Raw genomic sequence first — 18,828 nt, 5'->3', positions numbered from 1 at the left:
CACGGGACGACGGAGCCTGTCAGTCACTCTCGCGCGGGAGCCGGGCGTTCGGCCGGCTGTTCACCCACCTGCGGGCACGGGGTGGGCGAGGAGGGCTCGGAGTTCCGCCACGACGCTGGCCGGGGCGTCCTCCATCAGGAAGTGCCCGGCTGCGGGGACCACGGTGAGCTGGGCGCCCGGGATGTCGCGGACCAGGCGTTGCGCGTAGTGGAGCGGTTGCCAGCGGTCCTCGGCTCCCCAGACGATCCGGGTCGGCATCGTGAGGGTGGGCAGCAGCGGGGCCACGCGTTCGGTCGGGGTCGAGTCGTAGTGGCGGACCTGGTGTTCGAAGAACGACACCCGGCCCAGGGGGGTCCGCAGCGGGGCCAGGTAGGCGCGCAGCGTCGAGCCCGCCATGGCCGCCGGGTCGGCGACCGTCATGGTCAGCTGCCGGGTGAGCATCGCCTCGAAGTCCGCCTGCGGCATCGCAGCGTCATCCGCGAGGTGGTCGCGGATGACGCGCCGCCACGTCGCCGACGGCCACGAGTCGTAGCTCACCGAGTCCACCAGCATCAGCCGGTCGACCCGCGCCGGATGGCGGGTCGCGACGATCTGGGCCACCGCGCCGCCGATGTCGTGGGCGACCAGCGTGCAGCGCCCGATCCCCAGCGCCGCCAGCAGGCCCTCCAACAGGTCGGCCTGGGCGGTGACGGAGGTGTCGCGGTCCGGCGGGCGTTCCGAGGCGCCGTAGCCGAGCAGGTCGTACACCAGCACCCGGTGGCCCGCCGCCTCGAACTCCGGCACCACGTGGCGCCAGATGTGCGAGTGCGACGGCGTGCCGTGCAGGAACACCAGGGTCTCCGCGCCGGGATCGCCGGTGAGCCGGTGTGCCAGCCGCACCCCGTCCACGATCGCGTTCCGGTCCAGGTTCATGCGTCGGCCCCCGGGGTGACCACGAGCTTGCCGAAGAAGCCCTTCGCGGTGAACACCCGCTGGGCCTCGCGGAGCTCACGCAGCGGGAAGGTCCCGGACAGCAGCGGGACGAGCTCGCCGCGCTCCACATGCCCCACCAGCTCGCGGAAGTCCTCGTGCGTGCCGAACGACGAGCCGATGAGCTGCAGCTGGCGCAGGTACACCGTGCGCAGATCGGTCTCCACCAGCGGGCCGGCGATGCCGCCCGCGACGACGTAGCGGCCCAGCGGGCCCAGCATCCGCAGCAGGGCGGGAAACAGTGGACCGGCCACCACGTCGGCGACCACGTCCGCCGGACCGGCGACCGCGCGCACCGCGTCGACCAGGTCCTCCGCGCTGCGGTCCACCGCCGCGTGCGCGCCGAGTTCGACGGCGCGGTCGCGCTTGGCTGCGCTGGTGATCGCGACCACCCGCGCGCCGCGCAGGGCACCGAGCTGGATCAGCGCCGAACCCACGCCGCCGGACGCACCGGTGACCACCAGCGCCTCGCCGTCCCGCACCCGCGCGCGGTTGAGCATGCGCATCGCGGTCGCGTACGCGGTGGGGAAGGTGGCGAGCTCCGCATCACTGAGCGCGCTGTCGACACGATGCGCGTTCGCGGCGGGAACGGTGGTGAACTCCGCGAAACCGCCGTCGCGTTCGCTGCCCAGGTAGGCGGTGTCGACCAGCTCCCGTTCCCCGCCGGTGTAGAGCATCGGGTCGACGATCACCCGCTCGCCCAGCCGAGCCTCGGGCACTCCCGGGCCGACCTGGTCGATGCGGCCGACCACGTCGGCGCCCTGGATTCGGGGGAATTCCAGCGGCTCGCGGCGCCAGCCCGCCGTCGCCGCCGGGTCGTCGGGGGCGCCGTAGGCCCCCTCACGGGTCCAGATGTCGGTGTTGTTCAGGGCCGCCGCGCCGACCCGGACGCGGACCTCGCCCGGTCCGGCCTGGGGGTCGGGCACGTCCTCCCGGTAGACCAGCCGCTCCGGGCCGCCGAAGCCGGTGAGCTGCACCGCACGCATGGGAGATCAACTCCGTCCGTTCGAAAGAGGTATACCGACCGGTGTGGTTATCCACGGAACCAGGGCATGGCTGCGATGTCAACCCACTGGTCGGTATAGTTCGCGGCATGGCGGCGGAGGAGTTGCCGGGCAAGCTGACGCCCGCCGGGCGGCGGGTACTCGACGTGGCGGCCGAGATGTTCTACCGGCAGGGCATCCACGCGGTCGGCGTTGAGGCGATCGCGGCCGAAGCCGGGGTCACCAAGAAGACCCTGTACGCCTGCTTCGGCTCGAAGGACCGGTTGGTGACGGCGTACCTGGTCGAGCGCGACCAGCGCTGGCGGGAGTGGTTGGCGGCCTGGTTGGCCGAGCACGCGACCGAGCCGCGGCGGCGGCTGCTCGCCGTCTTCGACGCCCTGGAGGTGTGGATGGCGGACACCGACTTCCGGGGCTGCGGGTTCGTCAACGCCCTCGCGGAGATCCCGGATCCGGAGCACCCGGCCCGGGCGGTCGTCGTGGGGCAGAAGCGGTGGATGCGGGAGCTCTTCGAGAAACTGGCCGGGGAAGCCGGGATCGCCGATCCGGCAAACTTCGCCGCCAGCGCGCTGCTGCTCTACGAGGGTGCGACCGTCGCGGCGTCGGCGGGCGTTTCCGGTGCGGTCCGCCAGGCGCGCCGCACCGCGGAAATCCTGCTGAAGGCATAAGGAACCCGGAACCCAGGTCCACTTCGGACCGGGTGAACCGGGATCTCACGAGGAGAACTCCCAAGGCGCAATCGGAAGTCTCCTGGGCGGGACCCCCGGGCGGGGGGGACCCCGCGGTCAGTCCGACGGGATCGTGGCGCGCAGCGCCGCCACTGCGTGCTGGCGGTGCTCGTCGAGGAGGCGAACCAGTTCGTCGGCCCGCCGGTCCACCGCGGCCGCGACGATCGACTCGTGCTCGTGGCGGACGCGCTCGCGGTTGGCGTCGGAGTTGTAGTACACCGCCCGGTACGCGTCCGTGGCGTCCCAGAGGGTGCGGACCACGCGCAGCAGCCGCGGCATGCCCGACGGCTCCAGCAGGGCGAAGTGGAAGCGGCGGTTCGCCGCGATCATGGCGACCAGGTCGCCGCTGTCGGCGGCCTTCTCGACGTCGAGCTGGGCGTCGGTGATCCGGGACAGGTCCGTGTCGGTGAACCGCTCGGTGGCCACCGCGGCGGCCTCCGACTCCAGCAGCTGCCGCATCCGGTACACCTCCAGCAGGTCGGCCAGCGACAGCTCGGCGACCGAGTAGCCCCGGTGCGGCTGGTAGACCACCTGCCCCTCGGCCTCCAGTGTCTTCAGCGCCTCGCGCAGTGGCACACGGCTCACCCCGAGCCGCTGGGCGATGCCGTCCTGCCGGATCGGCTGGCCGGGTGCCAGTTCGCCGGACACGATCGCCTTGCGGAGCTCGTCGAGGACGAACTCCTGGGTGGTCGGTGGTCGTCGCATCCCCGGATCTCCCACGTCTCTTGACCGCTGCTCGGGCAACTGTATATTGGATCCAACTTCGCCGTGATGCAAGCCACTGGATGCCGCTCGCCGGCCGGCGGGCGGCAACGGCGCGGAAGGGTTGGGTGCATGCAGACGCTGCCGATGGACGGCGTGGTCGTCGCCGACTTCAGCCGGGTGCTGGCGGGCCCGTACGCGACCATGCTGCTGGCCGACCTCGGCGCGACCGTGATCAAGGTGGAACGCCCCGGCAGCGGCGACGACACCCGGTCGTGGGGTCCACCGTGGACGGAGCGCAGCTCGGCCTACTTCGAGTCGGTCAACCGGGGAAAGCGCAGCATCACCCTCGACCTCGCCGATCCGCAGGACCAGCAGGCGGCCCGGGAACTCGTCCGCCGAGCCGACGTGCTGGTGGAGAACTTCCGCCCCGGTTCGCTGGCCCGCTACGGGCTGGACTACGACAGCGCGAAGGAGCTCAACCCGCGGCTGGTCTACACGTCGATCTCCGGGTTCGGCAGCAAGGAGGGCGCGCACCTGCCCGGCTACGACTTCGTGGTGCAGGCCCTGGGCGGGCTGATGAGCATCACCGGCGAGTCGGATGGTCCGCCGATGAAGGTCGGCGTCGCGGTGGTCGACGTGCTCACCGGCAAGGATGCCGCGCTGGGCATCATGGCCGCGCTGCGGCACCGCGAACGCACCGGTCGCGGCCAGCACGTCGAGGTCAACCTGCTGTCCAGCCTGCTGGGCTCGCTGGCCAACCAGATGAGCAGCCTGCTGACCACCGGCGTCGCACCACAGCGGATGGGCAACCGGCACCCGAGCATCGCGCCGTACGAGGCGCTGCGCTGCGAGGACGGCTTCCTCGCGGTCGCGGTCGGCAACGACGCCCAGTTCCGCAGGCTCACCGACGCGCTCGGGCTGGTGGGGCTGGCCGACGACCCGCGCTTCGCGACCAACGCCCAGCGGGTCGCCCACCGCGAGGAACTGGCGCAGCTGCTGGAGAACGTCCTGGGCGCGCGGACCGCCGCGGACTGGCAGCGACGCCTGCAGGGCGTCGGCATCGCGTGCGGGCAGGTCAACGACCTGGCCCGGGCGGTGCACTACGCCGAGTCGCTGGGGCTGAGCCCGATCGTCGATCCCGGTGGCGGCGCGGCGATGCAGGTGCGCATGCCCATCGACTTCTCCGACCACGGCACCGCCGAGGTGACGCCGCCGCCCGAGCTGGGCGCGCACACCAAGGAGGTCCTGGCCTGGCTGGAGGATCCCGAGCAGCAGCTTTCCCCGCTCGTGTCTAGGAGGAACTCGCGATGAGTGCCGGTGGAAACCGTCCCGCGTTCGACCCGCGCGATCCGTTGGGGATCGACGCCGAATTCACCCCGGAACAGCTCGCGATCCGCGACAGCGTGCGCGCGTTGTGCCGCGACCACGTGCAGCCGTACGTCGCCGAGTGGTTCGAGCGCGGCGAGTTCCCGCAGGCCCGCGAACTGGCCCGGGAACTCGGCAAACTCGGCGTGCTCGGCATGCACCTGGAGGGCTACGGCTGCGCCGGTCTGTCCGCTGTGGACTACGGTATCGCCTGCGAGGAGCTGGAAGCCTGCGACTCCGGGCTGCGGTCGCTGGTGTCGGTGCAGGGGTCGCTGGCGATGTTCGCCATCTGGCGGTGGGGTTCGGAGGAACACAAGCAGCACTGGCTGCCGCAGATGGCCGCCGGAGAGGCGATCGGTTGCTTCGGGCTGACCGAACCCGACCACGGCTCGGACCCGGCCTCGATGCGCACGGTCGCCCGTCGTGACGGCTCCGACTGGGTGCTCAACGGCCGCAAGATGTGGATCACCAACGGCAGCATCGCCTCGGTGGCCGTGGTGTGGGCCAAGACCGACGAGGGCGTGCGCGGTTTCGTCGTGCCGACCGACACGCCCGGCTTCTCCGCGCCGGAGATCAAGCACAAGCTGTCGCTGCGCGCGTCGGTGACCAGCGAGCTGGTGCTCGACGACGTGCGGCTGCCCGGCGACGCGGTGCTGCCGGAGGTCACCGGCCTGCGCGGACCGCTGTCCTGCCTCAACGAGGCCCGCTACGGCATCGTCTGGGGCGCCGTCGGCGCGGCCCGCAGCTGCCTGGAGGCGGCGCTGGACTACGCGACCACCCGCGAGCAGTTCGGTCGGCCGATCGGCGCCTTCCAGCTCACCCAGGGCAAGCTCGCCGACATGGCGGTGCGGGTGCAGAACGGGCGCCTGCTGGCACTGCACCTGGGGCGGCGCAAGGACGCCGGCCAGCTGATCCCGCAGCAGGTCAGCTTCGGCAAGCTGGACAACGTGCGCGGCGCGCTGGAGGTGGCCCGCACCGCGCGGACCATTCTGGGCGCCAACGGCATTTCGCTGGAGTACCCGGTGATCCGGCACATGACGAACCTGGAGTCGGTGCTGACCTACGAGGGCACCAGCGAGATGCACGCGTTGACGATCGGCCAGGCCCTCACCGGGCACTCCGCCTTCCGTGGCTGAACGAATCCGGAGTGCTCCGGGCTCCGCGTGGGTGGTCCCGGAGCGGTGTCCTCGATCTGTGCAGCGGCGCAACCGCTCGGCTGCCTCGCGGAGGACGACGCGGATGGTCGCGTCGCGGGCGTGGGCCAGGCGGTTGCGCCGCTCGCGGACGGGCTAGCGCAGCAGGGGCGGGAGGACCCGGTGCGGCCAGTCGGTGGCGCGCTCGTAGGCGTGGGCAAGCTGGAGCAGCGGCCACTCCGCGTGGTTGCGGCCGATCAGCTGCACACCCATCGGCAACCCGGCGTCGATGAACCCGACCGGCAGGTTCACCACGGGCAGCCCGGACAGCGTCCACGGGGCGACCACCTCCATCCAGCGGTGGTAGGTGTCCATCGCCCGCCCGGCGATCTGCCGCGGCCACCGCTGGTCGGCGTCGAACGGGAACACCTGCGCGCTCGGGGCCAGCAGGAAGTCGTAGTCGCCGAACAGCTCGGCCACCGCCGCGTACCACTCGGCGCGCCCGTCGAGCGCACGCGAGATGTCGTCGGTGGTCAGCCGCTGGTAGCTCTCGATCTCGAAGACCACCTCCGGCTTGAGCAGTGCCCGGGTCGCCGGGTCGGCGTGCAGGTCGGCGTGCTCGCGGCCGACCATCCACGCGCGCCACAGCAGGAACGTCTCCCACGCCCGCTCGATTGGTAGCGGCCTGGTCACCGGCTCCACCTCGCAGCCGATCTCGGCGAACGCGCCGAACGACTCCGCACACAGCTCCAGCACACCGGGCTCGGTGGCCAGGTAGCCGTCGAAGTCGCCGAGCCAGCCGATCCGGGTGCCGCTGAAGTCGCGTTCCAGGCGGCCGGTGAACAGCTCCGGGTCCTGCTCGACGCTCAGTGGTGCGCGGTCGTCCGGTCCGGCCATGGTCGACAGCAGCATGGCCACATCACGCACCGTCCGCCCCATGGGGCCGACCACCGAGAGCGAGGCGAGGAAGCCCTCGTCGGGGATGCGCCCGAAGCTGGGCCGCAGTGACACGAGGTTGCCCCAGGCGGCCGGGTTGCGCAGCGACCCCATGAAGTCGCTGCCGTCGGCGACCGGCAGCATCCGCAGGGCCAGCGCCGCCCCGGCCCCGCCGCTGCTGCCGCCCGCGCTGCGCGAGGTGTCGTAGGCGTTGCGCGTCGTGCCGAAAACGGGGTTGAAGGTGTGCGAGCCGAGGCCGAACTCGGGCACGTTGGTCTTGCCGATGACGATCGCGCCCGCGTCGCGCATCCGGCGTACGTGCAGGGCGTCGGCCGTGGCGATCTGCTCGGTCAGGATCGGCGAGCCCTTGGTGGTCGGGAAGCCCCCGGCGTCGGAGAGGTCCTTGACCGCGATCGGGAACCCGTGCATCCAGCCGAGGTGGTCGCCGCGGTCGAGTTCGTGGTCGCGCTGCCGGGCCTGGTCCAGCAGCTTGGCCTCGTCGGCGCGCGAGACGATGGCGTTGACCGCCGGGTTGAACCGGTCGATGTGCGCCAGGAAGGTTTCCAGCACCTCGACGCAGCTGACCTCCCGGCGGCGGATCAGCCAGGAGAGCTCGACCGCGTCCAGGAGCACCAGGTCAGGAATCTGCGAAGCGGGAAGTCCGGAACCGGGTGCCACGGACACGCTGTCCTCCTGCCGTAGATCAACTCTGTTCGACTTTTGCGCCTCGGCGAACCGGCGTCAACCCGCGTTCGACGGCCGTGCCTGCATCAGGGGATCGACCGAGGCGTGCGTCACGTTAGCGTTGCTAAAAACTCGCCGGGTTCCCACGCTGGTAAGACCACCACACTGAACGTGCGGCGAGGAGGCGTGATGTCCGTAGTGGCGCTCGCCGGACGGCGACCGCGGACCGCCGGGACGCCGCGCGTACTGTCGTCGGTGGCCGCGGTGGTCACCGTCGGGGTGTTCCCGGTGTTCCTCGTCGGCGGGCTCGGCGTGCAGCTGCGGCACGACCTGGGGTTCGGCGCCGCGTTGCTGGGGGTCGGCGCGGCCGGGTTCTTCGGCGTGGCCTCGCTGTCCTCCCGCACGATGGGCTGGCTGGTGGAGAAGATCGGCGCCCGGCTCGGCATGCGGCTGGGTGCGCTGGGCAGCTCCGCGTGCCTGTTCGGCATGGCCGCCGCCCCGGACGCCCCGTGGCTGATCGGGCTGCTGTGGGTGGCCGGGCTGCCCAACTCGCTGGCGCAGCCCGCCTCCAACCTGCTCATCGCGCAGGGCATCCCGGCGCGGCGGCGCGGCATGGGGTTCGGGGTCAAGCAGTCGTCCATTCCGGCCGCCACCCTGCTGGCCGGGATCGCCGTGCCGTCCATCGCGCTGACCGTCGGCTGGCGCTGGGTTTTCGTGATCGCCGCGCTGCTCGGCCTCCTCGCCGCCGCCGGGGTGCCGCGGCTGCCCGACGCCGAGCGGTCCGACTCGCGAGCCGGCGGCGCGCGGTCCGCGGCGTCGGCTCGTGGCGCCCTGCTGCTGATCGCGATCTCCGGCGGGCTCGGCTCGGCCGCCGCCAACGCGCTCGGTGCCTTCGTCACCACCACGGCGGTGGAGGTCGGGTTCAGCCAGGCGGCCGCGGGACTGGTGCTGTCGCTGGGGTCCGCGGCGGGGCTGTGCATCCGGCTGCTCGCGGGCGTGCTGGCCGACCGCCGCGAGCCGAACCTGGTGCGGGTGATCACCGCGATGCTGCTTGTCGGTTCCCTCGGCTTCGGGCTGATGGCGGTCGACTCGCCCGCGGTGTTGCTGATCGGGGTGGCCGTCGGGTTCGGTGCGGGCTGGGCCTGGCCCGGGCTGCTCAACTTCGCGGTCGCCAAGATCGCCCCGGACCGCGTGGCCAGCGCGACCTCCTTCACCCAGACCGGCGTCTACCTGGGCGGCAGCCTCGGGCCGCTGCTGTTCGGCGTGTTCGCCGAGCACGCGGGCCTGGCAGTGGCCTGGCTCGCGGCGGGCGCGGCCGCGATCGTCGCCGGGGTCCTCCTGCTGTTCGTCCGCCGCTGACCCGCCGCGTTGCCGCTGCTGGGCGGCGCGTGCCCGTCGGCGTCCCGTTTGCCGCGGCATCGCTCAGGGTTTGCGGGCGACTCCGCCGTAGAGCAGGTGGTAGCGGTGCTGCGCGGCGGACTGGTCGGGGTCCGGGCGCCAGCGCGACAGGTAGGTGGGCCCGGGCGGCATGACCTGGAAGTCGCCGAACAGGCTCGCGACCCACGCCGCGTCGCGCGGGTACAGCGGGTCCGCGGTCTCCTGGTAGAGCGTCGCCAGGGTGCGCGCGGCGTCCGGGTCGTGGCTGTCCGTCAGGTGCGAGACGACCAGATAGCTGCCGGGGACCAGCGCGTCCCGGTACGTCCCGGCCAGCCCGAGCGGGTCGTCGGAGTCCGGCACGAAGTGGAACACCGCTGTCATCAGTAGCCCGACCGGCTCGTCGAGGTCGATCAGCTCGACCGCCTCCGGGGCGTGCAGCACCGACTTCGGGTCCCGGCAGTCGGCCTGAATGAACTCCGCGCGCGGCTCCCCGGCCAGCAGCGGCCTGCTGTGCGCCACGGTCAACGGCTCGTTGTCGACGTACAGCACCCGGAAGTCGCGGGTCCGCCGCCGCGCCACCTCGTGCACGTGGCCGATGGTGGGGATGCCCGAGCCCAGGTCGAGGAACTGCCGCACGCCCCGGGCCAGCAGGAACTCCACGGCGCGCCGCACGAACGCCCGGTTCTCCCGGTAGACCTCCCCGACGCCGGGGAGGGCGCGTTCCAGCCGCTCCGCGAAGCTGCGCTCGCTGCCGAGGTTGTGGCCGCCGCCGAGGAACGCGTCGTAGATCCGCGCGGCGCAGGGCCGGTCGATGTCCATCTCCCGCGACGCCGGGGTAGGCGTGTCGACCATGCTCGTCCTCCCCCTCCTCCCGGAATCGTACAGTAGCCGTCATTTCACCCTTCGTGTTCTCCTTGGGGTGTCCGGCACCAGCCGCGAGTGCGCTTGCTGATGGTGACCGGCGCATATGACGATGTTTTCCGATTCCGACGACATCCAGGAGGTGCCCGTGACCGACGTCCGCGCGGTGGTGGCGACCGGCAGGGGGAATCCCGTCGAGGTGGTGCAGATCAACGTCCCGGACCCCGGGCCGGGCGAGGCCGTCGTGCGGGTGCGGGCGTGCGGGGTCTGCCACACGGACCTGCACTACCGTGAGGGCGGGATCAGCGACGACTACCCGTTCCTGCTCGGCCACGAGGCCGCCGGGGTGGTGGAGGAGGTCGGCGACGGCGTCCAGAACGTGCAGCCCGGTGACTTCGTGATCCTCAACTGGCGCGCGGTGTGCGGCCTGTGCCGGGCGTGCAGGCGGGGACGCCCGTGGTACTGCTTCAACACGCACAACGCCGCGCAGCCGATGACGCTGTCCGACGGCACGCCGCTGTCGCCCGCGCTGGGCATCGGTGCGTTCGCGGAGAAGACGCTGGTGCACGCGGGGCAGTGCACGAAGGTCGACCCGGCGGCGCGCCCGGCGGTGGCGGGGCTGCTCGGTTGCGGCGTGATGGCCGGGATCGGGGCGGCGGTCAACACCGGCGCGGCCGGTCCGGGGGACACCGTCGCGGTGATCGGCTGCGGCGGTGTGGGCGACGGGGCGATCGCGGGGGCCAACATGGCCGGGGCGCGCCGGATCATCGCGGTGGACACCGACCCGAAGAAGCTGGAGTGGGCCCGCCAGTTCGGCGCCACGCACACCGTCAACGCCGCCGAGGCCGACACCGTCGAGGCCATCCGCGAGCTCACCGACGGGTTCGGCGCCGACCTGGTGATCGACGCGGTCGGCCGCCCGGAGACGTTCCGGCAGGCGTTCTACGCGCGGGACCTGGCGGGCACCGTGGTGCTCGTCGGCGTGCCCACCCCGGAGATGAAGCTGGAGCTGCCGCTGCTGGACGTGTTCGGCCGTGGTGGGGCGGTGAAATCCAGCTGGTACGGCGACTGCCTGCCGGAGCGGGACTTCCCGATGCTCATCGAGCTGCACCAGCAGGGCCGCCTGCCGCTGGAGAAGTTCGTCACCGAAGAGATCGCGCTGGACCAGGTGGAGGAGGCGTTCGGGAAGATGCACCGCGGTGAGGTGTTGCGTTCGGTGGTGGTCTTCTGATGGCGCTGCGCATCGACCACACGGTCACCTCGGGCACCTTCTCGCTGGACGGCCAGACGTTCGACGTGGACAACAACGCCTGGGTGGTCGGCGATGAGCACGAGTGCGTGGTGATCGACGCGCCGCACGACGCGGCCGCCATCCGCGAGCTGGTCGGAGACCGCCGGGTGCTCGCCGTGCTGTGCACGCACGCCCACGACGACCACGTGCGCACGGCCCCGGAGCTGGCGGACGCGGTCGGCGCGCCGATCCTGCTGCACCCCGACGACCGGGTGCTGTGGGACCTCACGCACCCCGACCGCGCACCGGACCGGGACCTCGCCGACGGCCAGATCATCGAGGTCGGCGGCGCGCAGCTGCGGGTGCTGCACACGCCTGGCCACGCGCCGGGCGCGGTCTGCGTGCACGTCCCCGAGCTGGGCGTGGTGTTCACCGGCGACACCCTGTTCGCCGGGGGCCCGGGTGCCACCGGCCGGTCCTTCTCGGACTTCGACGTGATCGTGGCGTCCATCCGGGACCGGCTGCTGCCGCTGCCGGAGGACACCGAGGTGCGGCCTGGCCACGGCGAGTCGACCACGATCGGTGCGGTCCGCGGCCAGTTCGACGAGTGGGTCGCCCGCGGCTACTAGAACGCCTCCAGGCGACAAGGCGGATCTGGCGCTACGACTTTCGCCGGATGATCGACGTCGGCGTTCTGGGACACGATCTTGTTGCCCCCGCCGGCGCGCGGATCCGGTGGCGGGCGGGTGCTGCGGACGTCGCCCATCCCCGAAGCACGGCGTCCGCAGCACCCGACCACGGGGGCAGCGGCGCGGATGGGCATGATGTCCGGGGATCGCGGGGTGCGGTCGTCGGCAGCGTTCTTCTAGGGCAGGTTCGATGGTCGATCACGCACTTGGCCGGGCCGCTGCTGCGCCGGAGTCGCGGGCCGGTCTGCTGGTCTGGGCGACCGCACACCGGGCGTTCCTCGGCGACCTCGCCTTCGTGGTCGTGCTGTCGGTGCTGCACGGCTTCGACCTGTCGATCGACGATCACCCGTCGTGGATGCAGTGGTGGTGGCCGCTGCTGGTGAGCGTGCCCGCCACCGCGCTGCTGCTGTTGCGGCGGCGCGTGCCGTGGGTGGTGCTGTGCGCGCTGCTGGCCGTCACCGTGGGGTTGACCGCGCTGAAGCTGAGCATCGGCGGGCTCAACCTGGTGATCCTGGTCGCGATCTACTCGGTGTGCGTGCGCGGCTCGCTGACCGCGTCGGCGGTCGCCGCGGCGGTGGCCATGGCGTACCCGATCAGCGAGCTGATCGTCTACGAGATGACGCCGGTGGAGGGCCTGCTGCGGATCTCCGGCGCGATCGTGAACCTGGTCATGGTGGTCGGGTGGGGCCGCGCGATTCGGGTGGGGCGGCTGCGCGCGGCGCAGCTCCAGCAGACCATGGCGCTGCTGGACCAGGCCCGGGACCAGCTCGCCGCGGACGCCGCCGCCGTGGAGCGGGCCCGCATCGCCCGTGAGTTCCACGACATCGTCTCGCACAACCTGTCCGTGGTGGCGTTGCGCGCAGGTGTCGCGCGGGCGCTGATCGACCGCGATCGCGAGCACGCCCGGCAGACGTTGCAGGAGCTGGAGCAGAGCTCCCGCGGGGCGCTGGGCGAGATGCGCAAGCTGCTGGCCGCGCTGCGCGACCGCAACGCCGCGAGCGACGACCCGGACGACTGGCAGCCGACGCCCACCCTGGACCGGGTCGACGCGCTGGTCGACTCGGTGCGCGGCGGGCAGGTGACGTGGCAGCTGGACCGGCGCGGCCAGGTGCGCGAGCTCGGCCCGGGCGTGGAGATGACCGCCTACCGGATCGTGCAGGAGGCGATGACCAACGTGCTCAAGCACGCCGGCGCCGGGCAGGCGCGGGTGCTGCTGGACTACGGGCCCACCGCGCTGCGGATCGAGGTGACCAACCAGGTCAGCGGAGTGGCGGCGCGGCCGGTCTCCCAACAGTCGGGTCACGGGCTGATCGGCCTGCGGGAACGCGTTGCGCTGCTGGGCGGAACCTTGACGGCACACCCGATTCTGAACGGATTTCATCTTGAAGCCGTGTTACCGTGCGGCGACAATTCGGACCTGGCCTGAGCCGAAATTCGGGCCGCCCGGACCAAGGAGGCCCGGCTTGGGAACGGACACGACAGTCCTGGTAGCCGACGATCAGGCGATGATTCGCGCGGGACTGGTGGCGCTGCTGTCCGCCGAATCGGGTCTGCGGGTGCTCGCCGAAGCCGCAGACGGCGACGCGGCGGTCGCCGCGGTGCGCCGCCGACGCCCCGACGTGGTGCTGATGGACGTGCGCATGCCGGGCAAGGACGGCATCACCGCGACCCACGAGATCATCGCCGAGACCGGCGGCGAAACCGCGGTGATCATGCTCACCGTGCACGACCTCGACGAGTACGTCTACGCCGCGCTGCGCGCGGGAGCCAGCGGGTTCCTGCTCAAGGACGCCACCCCGGAGGAGCTGGTCAAGGCGGTGCACACGGTCGCCGCGGGGGAGGCGCTGCTGGCGCCGCGGGTGACCAAGCGGCTGTTACAGCGCTTCGCCGCCCTCGGGGTGCGCGATGCCCGCAGCGAACTCAGCGTGCTCACCGAGCGGGAGCTGGACGTGCTTTTGGAGGTGGCGCGCGGCGGGTCGAACGCCGAGATCGCCCGCAACCTCGGGTTGGCGGAGCTGACCGTCAAGTCGCACCTCTACCACGTGATGCAGAAGCTGCACCTCAGCTCGCGCACCCAGCTGGTGATCATGGCATATGAGACCGGTCTGATCTCCCCCGGCCAGGAAAACGCCCGGCCGCGGCGCGCTTCGGCCTGACCGGTTCCGCAGGCCGATCACGGCACCGCGGTCTAATGGGGTCATGAACTCTTCCGCCCCGCTGCGTGTCGGACTGGTCGGCTACGGCGTCGGTGGCGCGATCTTCCACGCGCCACTCATCGCCGCGCATCCCCAGTTGGAGCTGACCGCCGTGGTCACCGCCAACCCGGAGCGCCAGCAGCAGGTGCGCGCCGATCACCCAGGCGCCGCCGTCGTCGACGACATGGACGCGCTGCTGCACCGCGAACTCGACGTCGTGGTGGTCGCCAGTCCGAACCGGACCCACGTGGAGCTGGCGACCGCCGCGCTGGACGCGGGTCTGCCGGTGGTGGTCGACAAGCCGTTCACGCCCACGGCCCACGAGGGGCGGCGGTTGATCGAGCACGCCCGCCGCGCCGGGCAGATGCTCACGGTGTTCCAGAACCGGCGGTGGGACAGTGACATCCGCACCGTGCGCAAGCTGCTGGACTCCGGTGAGCTGGGGCGGGTGCACCGCTTCGAGTCGCGGTTCGAGCGGTGGTCGCCGACCCCGAAGCCGACCTGGCGTGACTCCGGCGGCGCCGAGGACGTCGCGGGCATCCTCTACGACCTGGGCAGCCACCTGATCGACCAGGCTCTCCAGCTGTTCGGACCGGTGGCGACGGTCTATGCCGAGATCGACTGCCGCCGCCCTGGGGTGGGCGCGGACGACGACACGTTCGTCGCGCTCACCCACACCAACGGGGTGCGGTCGCACCTGTGGATGAGCAAACTGGCGGCCCGGTCGGGCCCGCGGTTCCGGGTGCTCGGCGACCGCGCAACGTTCACCAAGCACGGCGTCGACCCGCAGGAGGCGGCCCTGCGCGCGGGCGGCACGCCGCGCGACGCGGGCTGGGGTCGCGAGCCGGAGGAGGACTGGGGTGAACTGGGCGTCGGTGCCGACACCCGCCGCATTCCCAGCGAACCAGGCGCCTACCAGGACTTCTACGACGGCGTGGTGGCCTGCCTGCGGGACGGGGCACCGCCGCCGGTGGACCCGGCGGACGCGGTGGCGGCCCTCGACGTGATCGCGGCGGCCCGCCGCGCGGCGGCGGAGATCACCGTCGAGCGTCTGATCTGACGTCCTGGCGCCGCATCCCGGGTGGCAGCAGCAGGAACACCCGGGGCGCGATGCGGTCCATGTCGCCGCCGCGGCCGACGACCAACCCCGCGGCGAAGTCGACGATCTGCGTCGCCTCGGCGCTGGACATACCCGTCAGATCCATGACAACGGCGTTGCCCTGCCGGTAGTAGTCGCCGACGTGGTAGACGTCGGCGTACTCCCGTGGGTGCAGTGTCTTGACCACCGCTCCAGTGTGACCGGCCGGGCCGGCAAGGCAACTCGCGCGAACCCGGCCCGCCGGCAGCACCGGTAGCTGCGGTTCCGGTGCAGGGGGTGTTCCGCCGAGTTGCGCGGTCGCCAGTGCCCACCACGCTGAAGGACGGGCCCACGAGCTTGGGAGAGGCCGATGACGCGCGACATCAGCACCACCGCGGACACCACGTGGACCACCGGCCCGGCGGTCGCCGAGCACCTGAGCCGACCGGAACTGGACGGCCTGCAACTGTGGTGGCGGGCCGCGAACTACCTCTCCGTCGGGCAGATCTACCTGATGGACAACCCGCTGCTGCGGGAACCGCTGCGCCCCGAGCACATCAAGCCGCGGCTGCTCGGCCACTGGGGCACCACACCGGGGCTGACCTTCGTCTACGCCCACCTCAACCGGGTCATCCGGGAACGCGACCTGGACATGATGTATGTGATCGGGCCCGGCCACGGCGGGCCCGGGCTGGTGGCCGCGGCCTGGCTGGAGGGCACCTACAGCGAGGTCTACCCGGATGTGGCGCAGGACTACGCGGGACTGCGCCGCCTGGTCACCCAGTTCTCCTTCCCCGGCGGCATCCCCAGCCACGTCGCGCCCGAGACACCCGGCTCGATCCACGAGGGCGGCGAACTCGGCTACTCGCTCTCGCACGCGTTCGGCGCCGCCTTCGACAACCCCGACCTCGTGGTGGCGTGCGTGGTCGGCGACGGCGAGGCCGAGACCGGACCGCTGGCCACCAGCTGGCACTCCACCACGTTCCTCGACCCGGCCACCGACGGCGCGGTGCTGCCGATTCTGCACCTCAACGGCTACAAGATCGCCAACCCGGCGGTGCTCGCGCGCATCCCCGAGAACGAGCTGATGAGCATGCTGCGCGGCTACGGCTACGAGCCCTACCTGGTGTCGGGTGCCGAACCGGAGCCGATGCACCACCTGTTCGCCGCCACGCTGGACCGCTGCCTGGACGAGATTCACGCGGTCCAGCGGCGGGCCCGCCGCGACGGCCTGGCGCCGCGCCCGCGCTGGCCGATGATCGTGCTGCGCACCCCGAAGGGCTGGACCGGCCCCACCGTCGTCGACGGCCTGCAGGTCGAGGGCTCCTGGCGGTCCCACCAGGTCCCGATCAGCGACCCCCGGCACAACCCGGAACACCTGGCGCTGCTGGAGTCCTGGCTGCGCAGCTACGAACCGTCGGCGCTGTTCGACGGCAACGGCGCACCGGTGCAGCGCATCAGGGACCACAACCCGACGGGCACCCGGCGGATGAGCGACAACCCGCACGCCAACGGCGGTCTGCTCCTGCGGGCGCTGCGGCTGCCGGACTTCCGCGACTACGCGGTGTCCGTCGACGAGCCGGGCGTGATCACGGCCGAAGCCACCAGGGTGCTCGGCGAGTACCTGCGGGACGTGTTGCGGAGCAACGCCGAGGCCCGCAACTTCCGGGTGTTCGCCCCCGACGAGAACAACTCCAACCGGCTCAACGCGGTGCTGGAGGCCACGCCGCGCGCCTGGGTCGCCGACACCGAGCCCGGCGACGACGCGCTGGCCCCCGGCGGGCGGGTGATGGAGATCCTGTCCGAGCACACCTGCCAGGGCTGGCTGGAGGGCTACCTGCTGACCGGCCGGCACGGCTTCTTCTCCTGCTACGAGGCATTCGCGCACATCGTGGACTCGATGGTCAACCAGCACGCGAAGTGGCTGAAGGTCAGCAACCGGTTGTCCTGGCGGGCGCCGATCGCGTCGCTGAACTACCTGCTGACCTCGCACGTGTGGCGGCAGGACCACAACGGGTTCTCCCACCAGGATCCCGGATTCATCGACCACGTGGTGAACAAGAAGGCCGAGCTGGTGCGGGTCTACCTGCCGCCGGACGCGAACACGCTGCTGTCGGTGGTCGACCACTGCCTGCGCAGCCGCGACTACATCAACGTCGTGGTGGCCGGCAAGCAGCCCGAGCCGCAGTACCTGGACATGGACGCGGCGGTGGTGCACTGCACCAAGGGGATCGGCATCTGGGACTGGGCCAGCACCGACCAGGACGGTGACCCGGACGTGGTGCTGGCCTGCGCCGGGGACGTGCCGACGATGGAGACGCTGGCCGCGGTGGACCGGCTCCGCCAGGAGTTCCCGGACCTGCGGATGCGGGTGGTGAACGTGGTGGACCTGATGCGGCTGCAGGACGAGCGGGAGCACCCGCACGGGCTGTCCGACGCCGACTTCGACAGCCTGTTCACCCGCGACCGCCCGGTGATCTTCGCCTACCACGGCTACCCGTCACTGATTCACCGGTTGACCTACCGGCGGCACAACCACGGCAACATCCACGTGCGCGGCTACAAGGAGGAGGGCACCACCACGACGCCGTTCGACATGTGCGTGCTCAACCAGATCGACCGGTTCAACCTGGCCATTGACGTGATCGACCGGGTGCCGAGGCTGGGCCCGCGCGCCGCCTACACGCGGGAGGCGTTGCGGAGCGAGCTGATCGAGCACCGGGAGTACGTGACCACCCACGGCGAGGACATGCCGCAGGTCCGGGACTGGGTCTGGTCGGCGCGATGAGGGTGCTGGCGGTCAACGCCGGGTCCAGCAGCCTGAAACTGTCGCTGCTCGACGACGGCGAGGCGGTCGCCGCGGATGTGCTGGAGCGGTGGGACGGCGCGGCCGAGCCGATCCGGCGCTTCCTCGACGAGCACGGGGCTGACGCGATCGGGCACCGGGTGGTGCACGGCGGCCCCCGCGTCGTCGACGCGACGGTCGTCGACGACGCGGTGCTGAACTACCTCGCGTCGCTGACCGACCTGGCCCCGCTGCACCAGCCCCGCGCGCTCGCCGGGCTGCGCGCGGCCCGCGCCGCCGCGCCGGGCACGCCCTCGGTGGCGTGCGTGGACACCGCCTTCCACGCCCGGCTCCCCGTCGGGGCGTCGACCTACGCGCTGCCCCGGGAGTGGAACCGCGCGTGGTCGTTGCGCCGCTACGGATTCCACGGGTTGTCGCACTCCTACGCGGTGGTGCGTGGTGCCGAGGTGGCGGGCCTGCCGCCGGGGTGGGGCCGGGTGCTGTCCTGCCACCTCGGCGCGGGCGCGTCGATGGCGGCGGTGCTGGAGGGCCGTTGCGTGGACACCACGATGGGCTTCACCCCGGAGGAAGGGCTGGTGATGAACACCCGCAGCGGCTCGGTGGACCCGGGGCTGCTCGGCTGGTTGCTGACCGCGAAGGCCGTTGCGCCGCCGGAGCTGTTCGAGACATTGACGAAGCGCTCCGGGTTGCTCGGCTTGTCCGGCGTTTCCGGTGATCTGCGGGATGTGCTCGCGGCACGCGACAACGGTGATGCGGATGCGGCGGTGGCCTTCGACGTGTACCGGCACAGCCTCGTCCGGCACGCCGGGGCCATGGCCGCGGTGCTCGGCGGCGTGGACCTGCTGGTGTTCACCGGAGGGATCGGCGAGCACCAACCGCCGGTGCGCGCCGCCGTGGGTGAGGCGCTGGAGTTCGCTGGTGTGACCGTGGACCCGACGCGCAACGCGCAGGCGTCCGGGGACGCCGACATCAGCATCCCGGGCGCGACGGTGCGCACGGTCGTCGTCGAGGCCCGCGAGGACCGGGAGATCGCCCGCCAGACCACCGCCGCGCTCACCCGCGGGCGGTGA

17 protein-coding genes are annotated in these 18,828 nt (G+C 71.9%); 11 read left to right on the top strand and 6 right to left on the bottom strand.

Annotated features, from left to right (window positions below):
• Positions 1-60 precede the first annotated feature (60 nt).
• Both IEY17_RS17065 and IEY17_RS17060 read right to left on the bottom strand, forming a co-directional pair.
• Positions 61-912, bottom strand: coding sequence for an alpha/beta fold hydrolase (locus tag IEY17_RS17065; protein WP_188988896.1), 852 nt, complete (start codon positions 910-912; stop codon positions 61-63).
• Entirely contained in the window at positions 909-1,955 is a 1,047-nt protein-coding gene (locus IEY17_RS17060; protein ID WP_188988894.1) for an alcohol dehydrogenase family protein, read from the bottom strand. The genes IEY17_RS17065 and IEY17_RS17060 overlap by 4 nt, the downstream gene beginning before the upstream one ends.
• A gap of 107 nt (positions 1,956-2,062) precedes the next feature.
• On the opposite strand from IEY17_RS17060, the gene IEY17_RS17055 reads away from it, so the two are divergent.
• The gene (locus tag IEY17_RS17055) at positions 2,063-2,638 is read left to right on the top strand and encodes a TetR/AcrR family transcriptional regulator (protein WP_188988892.1); all 576 of its coding nucleotides are present in this window, start codon (positions 2,063-2,065) and stop codon (positions 2,636-2,638) included.
• 117 nt (positions 2,639-2,755) lie between these two features.
• Here the strand turns inward: IEY17_RS17055 and IEY17_RS17050 are convergent, their stop codons facing one another.
• Positions 2,756-3,403: a GntR family transcriptional regulator gene (locus tag IEY17_RS17050; protein WP_188988890.1), complete on the bottom strand. Its 648-nt coding sequence runs from the start codon at positions 3,401-3,403 to the stop codon at positions 2,756-2,758.
• A gap of 129 nt (positions 3,404-3,532) precedes the next feature.
• On the opposite strand from IEY17_RS17050, the gene IEY17_RS17045 reads away from it, so the two are divergent.
• Both IEY17_RS17045 and IEY17_RS17040 read left to right on the top strand, forming a co-directional pair.
• The gene (locus IEY17_RS17045) at positions 3,533-4,714 is read left to right on the top strand and encodes a CaiB/BaiF CoA transferase family protein (protein WP_188988888.1); all 1,182 of its coding nucleotides are present in this window, start codon (positions 3,533-3,535) and stop codon (positions 4,712-4,714) included.
• A complete protein-coding gene (locus IEY17_RS17040; RefSeq protein WP_188988886.1) occupies positions 4,711-5,904 on the top strand; it encodes an acyl-CoA dehydrogenase family protein in 1,194 nt (397 codons plus the stop codon). The genes IEY17_RS17045 and IEY17_RS17040 overlap by 4 nt, the downstream gene beginning before the upstream one ends.
• Before the next feature lie 153 nt (positions 5,905-6,057).
• Here the strand turns inward: IEY17_RS17040 and IEY17_RS17035 are convergent, their stop codons facing one another.
• Complete coding sequence (locus tag IEY17_RS17035) at positions 6,058-7,521, bottom strand: amidase (RefSeq protein ID WP_188988884.1); 1,464 nt, start codon at positions 7,519-7,521, stop codon at positions 6,058-6,060.
• A gap of 189 nt (positions 7,522-7,710) precedes the next feature.
• Here IEY17_RS17035 and IEY17_RS17030 point away from each other — a divergent pair, with 189 nt between their 5' ends.
• Positions 7,711-8,880, top strand: coding sequence for an MFS transporter (locus IEY17_RS17030; RefSeq protein ID WP_229680249.1), 1,170 nt, complete (start codon positions 7,711-7,713; stop codon positions 8,878-8,880).
• A 63-nt stretch (positions 8,881-8,943) separates the two neighbouring features.
• Here IEY17_RS17030 and IEY17_RS17025 read toward each other — a convergent pair whose 3' ends face one another.
• Positions 8,944-9,750 carry an SAM-dependent methyltransferase gene (locus IEY17_RS17025; RefSeq protein WP_188988882.1) on the bottom strand — a complete coding sequence of 269 codons (807 nt, stop codon included), beginning with the start codon at positions 9,748-9,750 and terminating at the stop codon, positions 8,944-8,946.
• Positions 9,751-9,871: 121 nt separating this feature from the next.
• Between IEY17_RS17025 and IEY17_RS17020 the strand changes: the two genes are divergently transcribed.
• The 5 genes from IEY17_RS17020 (at position 9,872) to IEY17_RS17000 (ending at position 14,934) form a co-directional block, all read left to right on the top strand.
• Complete coding sequence (locus tag IEY17_RS17020) at positions 9,872-10,990, top strand: S-(hydroxymethyl)mycothiol dehydrogenase (RefSeq protein ID WP_188989072.1); 1,119 nt, start codon at positions 9,872-9,874, stop codon at positions 10,988-10,990.
• Positions 10,990-11,619 (top strand): MBL fold metallo-hydrolase, encoded by a 630-nt coding sequence (locus tag IEY17_RS17015; RefSeq protein WP_188988880.1) that lies wholly within the window; start codon positions 10,990-10,992, stop codon positions 11,617-11,619. Before IEY17_RS17020 ends, IEY17_RS17015 begins: the two co-directional genes overlap by 1 nt.
• A 250-nt stretch (positions 11,620-11,869) precedes the next feature.
• Complete coding sequence (locus tag IEY17_RS17010; protein ID WP_188988878.1) at positions 11,870-13,105, top strand: sensor histidine kinase; 1,236 nt, start codon at positions 11,870-11,872, stop codon at positions 13,103-13,105.
• 37 nt (positions 13,106-13,142) lie between these two features.
• Positions 13,143-13,835: a response regulator gene (locus tag IEY17_RS17005; protein WP_188988876.1), complete on the top strand. Its 693-nt coding sequence runs from the start codon at positions 13,143-13,145 to the stop codon at positions 13,833-13,835.
• A 43-nt stretch (positions 13,836-13,878) separates the two neighbouring features.
• Positions 13,879-14,934: a Gfo/Idh/MocA family protein gene (locus IEY17_RS17000; protein ID WP_188988874.1), complete on the top strand. Its 1,056-nt coding sequence runs from the start codon at positions 13,879-13,881 to the stop codon at positions 14,932-14,934.
• On the opposite strand, the gene IEY17_RS16995 is transcribed toward IEY17_RS17000, so the two are convergent.
• On the bottom strand, positions 14,912-15,160 hold the full coding sequence (locus IEY17_RS16995) for a cell division protein SepF (RefSeq protein ID WP_188988872.1): 249 nt from the start codon (positions 15,158-15,160) through the stop codon (positions 14,912-14,914). The two genes, IEY17_RS17000 and IEY17_RS16995, sit on opposite strands and share 23 nt — an antisense overlap.
• 162 nt (positions 15,161-15,322) lie before the next feature.
• Here IEY17_RS16995 and IEY17_RS16990 point away from each other — a divergent pair, with 162 nt between their 5' ends.
• On the top strand, positions 15,323-17,740 hold the full coding sequence (locus IEY17_RS16990) for a phosphoketolase family protein (RefSeq protein WP_188988870.1): 2,418 nt from the start codon (positions 15,323-15,325) through the stop codon (positions 17,738-17,740).
• Positions 17,737-18,828 carry an acetate/propionate family kinase gene (locus IEY17_RS16985; RefSeq protein WP_188988868.1) on the top strand — a complete coding sequence of 364 codons (1,092 nt, stop codon included), beginning with the start codon at positions 17,737-17,739 and terminating at the stop codon, positions 18,826-18,828. Before IEY17_RS16990 ends, IEY17_RS16985 begins: the two co-directional genes overlap by 4 nt.

It is taken from the genome of Saccharopolyspora thermophila (assembly GCF_014646075.1).
Lineage (GTDB): Bacteria > Actinomycetota > Actinomycetes > Mycobacteriales > Pseudonocardiaceae > Saccharopolyspora > Saccharopolyspora thermophila.
This window is presented reverse-complemented; position numbering and strand designations above follow the sequence as displayed.